Annotated in this window: 4 protein-coding genes; all 4 read left to right on the top strand. The window is 45.9% G+C overall.

Features of this window, described 5'->3' with window-relative positions; all coding sequences use genetic code 11:
• On the top strand, nt 1–271 hold a 271-nt coding region (locus NPX02_RS20955), incomplete at its 5' end, for a tetratricopeptide repeat protein (RefSeq protein WP_418067368.1).
• A 336-nt stretch (nt 272–607) separates the two neighbouring features.
• On the top strand, nt 608–1282 hold the full coding sequence (locus tag NPX02_RS20950) for a hypothetical protein (protein ID WP_260296009.1): 675 nt from the start codon (nt 608–610) through the stop codon (nt 1280–1282).
• A gap of 526 nt (nt 1283–1808) precedes the next feature.
• A complete protein-coding gene (locus NPX02_RS20945) occupies nt 1809–2066 on the top strand; it encodes a type II toxin-antitoxin system Phd/YefM family antitoxin (protein ID WP_260296008.1) in 258 nt (85 codons plus the stop codon).
• Complete coding sequence (locus NPX02_RS20940) at nt 2054–2371, top strand: type II toxin-antitoxin system RelE/ParE family toxin (RefSeq protein WP_260296006.1); 318 nt, start codon at nt 2054–2056, stop codon at nt 2369–2371. The genes NPX02_RS20945 and NPX02_RS20940 overlap by 13 nt, the downstream gene beginning before the upstream one ends.
• The last annotated feature ends 54 nt before the right edge of the window (nt 2372–2425 follow it).

Below are 2425 nucleotides of genomic sequence, written 5' to 3'. Positions count from 1 at the left end.
AAATTACGAAGAATCCCTAAAATGGTTCAAAATGGCTGCTTATCAAGGTGACAGTATAGCGCAGTTCTTAGTTGGAGAAATGTATGAAAATGGCCAAGGAACAGGTAAAGATTTAGTCCGTGCTTATGCGTGGTATAGCCTTGCAGCCTCTGGTAAATACCCATCTGAAAAATACATCAAGAAGCGCAATGAATTGGAAATACGCCTCACTCAAAAGCAAAGGTTGGGGGCGGAAAGCCTAATAAAGCAATTATGGACACCCACAAATTGAAGAGGAGTCATTCCTGCAACGGCAAACATGGACACCCACAAATTGATAAGGAGTCCTTCCGACAGTAATTATGGACACCCACAAATTGATAAGGAATCATTCCTGCAACGGTCATTCGGTCAGGTAGTTCACCCATTGAGATCACTCCGGAGAGTTCTGGGGACACGATATTTAATTGCAGGAGTTAAGTATTGTGTCCCCAGAATTCGGAAATAAACACAAAAATGTATAACGAGACAGCGGGTCTCGTTGATATAGCTGTGAGGCCTACAAGAGATGCGCGTCAAAGTACCGTGTGTAACCTGTGCCAATGTGACCGATCCAAAGAAGTACCAATTGAAACTCTTCGATGGAGAACTGGATGATGTTGGGTACGTCCATGTTTCCTGCGATAAGGGGCATCAAAGCATCGTTGTCTATGATTCGAGGCGTTATGAAGTTCTCCTGCAATCGGCATCCAGCGCGTTGTTAGAAGGCTATGCGAATGAAGCCATTTCCACCTTTAGTACAGCGCTAGAGAGGTGTTACGAGTTCTACATCCGTGTCGTGTTGAGATCCCGCCGCATTGCGCCAGAACAAATCGAAAAGTCATGGAAAGAAGTTGCAGCACAGTCTGAACGCCAGTTCGGTGCTTTCCATTTCTTGCGCTTACTTGAACATGGCGAACCGCTCAAGCTGAATCCAAATATCGCCAAAACGCGGAACAGCGTTGTGCATAGAGGGAAGATTGCAACAACGGATGATGCATCGAAGTTCGGAGAACTTGTTTACACCCGCATAAAGGACATCGAAGATTCTCTAAATAAGAACGAGAATGATATGGAGGCCGAACAAAAGCACGAGGTTGCTTCGCAAAAGCAACAGGTTCCTGAAGGAGTGGAGTACGTAGTTCTGAAAGCTTTCTCGGTGAAAGTTGATCCCGCAACAAACGAAGTTGTTGGGTTTCCGGATACATTCCAAGAATACTTGGCTAGCGTTCAACGAGGGAAGGAAACAGGATGGAGCGCGTGAGCAAAGTAGAGATAAAAGAGGCCAGGGTCGAATGGAGCGAGAGCAATTGTGGACACCCACAAATAGCAACCGAAAAGGTGGGCAAACATGGACACCCATGGCAAACATGGTGGGCAAACATGGACACCCAGGCAAACATGGACACCCACAAATTGATAGGGAGTCATTCCTGCAACGGCCATTCGGTCAGGTAGTTCACCCTTTGAGATGAGCAATGGGGCAACATGGACACCCACAAATTGATAAGGAGTCATTCCTGCAACGGTTATTCGGTCGGGCAGTATACCCATTGAAATCGCTTGGGTAGAGTTAGCAGCGAGGTTGTTTGAGGTGTGTTGGTGCTATTGGATACAAAGCGACCTTATCCTGCACATCAGTACCCTGCCGATGGGTTCGGCAGGGTGCAACAGGAGTGTGCAGCGCAAGGAGTTCGGGGTCAGAGTAACAACTCAGGAGTAGAAGTGACTTTATCGTCAGCTGCAAAAAGTTCTTGCACCGTACAAAGTGATAGAATAGTATCACTTTTATGAAAACTGAACTAGTCACAACATTGAAGCGGCAAGCAACCAAAATCCTTGCGGAGCTACATGATACCAGAGAGCCAGTTCTAATTACCGAGCATGGGCACCCTTCGGCGTATCTTGTAGATTTTGAAGATTACGAGTCGATGCAAAATCGAATGCGAATTCTTGAAGGTATCGCCAGAGGCGAAAAGGCTGTTTTTGAAGGCCGAGTCTATTCTGAATCGGAAGCGGAAGAGAAAATGAGTAAATGGCTCAAATAAAATGGACCGAGCCCGCACTAAATGATCTTGACGAAATAGCTGAATACATTGCACTTGATAAACCAAGTGCCGCAAAGAAGCTTGTTCAAGATGTATTCAATACCGTTAAGCGATTAAAGAAATTTCCTGAATCCGGTAAGCTGCCCGACGAATTGACGGGCACTCACTACCGTGAGGTGATAGTCGGTCCCTGTCGCATTTTTTACCGGCTAGAGCGCAATAAGGTCTACATTTTATATGTCATGCGCGGTGAGAGAGTTCTGAGGCAATTTGTACTCAAAGATCGAACAGATGAAATCAGCTAACAAGGGGCTGTTGTTGATAACCAATGGGTAGAATAGAGAGCAGGATTCAGCTTC

Source organism: Sedimenticola hydrogenitrophicus (assembly GCF_025175675.1).
Lineage (GTDB): Bacteria > Pseudomonadota > Gammaproteobacteria > Chromatiales > Chromatiaceae > Sedimenticola > Sedimenticola hydrogenitrophicus.
This window is presented reverse-complemented; position numbering and strand designations above follow the sequence as displayed.

Excerpts from the sequence above, each read along its gene's own strand:
- NPX02_RS20945 (WP_260296008.1), top strand. The coding sequence starts at position 1,809 with ATGAAAACTGAACTAGTCACAACATTGAAGCGGCAAGCAACCAAAATC.
- NPX02_RS20940 (WP_260296006.1), top strand. The coding sequence starts at position 2,054 with ATGGCTCAAATAAAATGGACCGAGCCCGCACTAAATGATCTTGACGAA.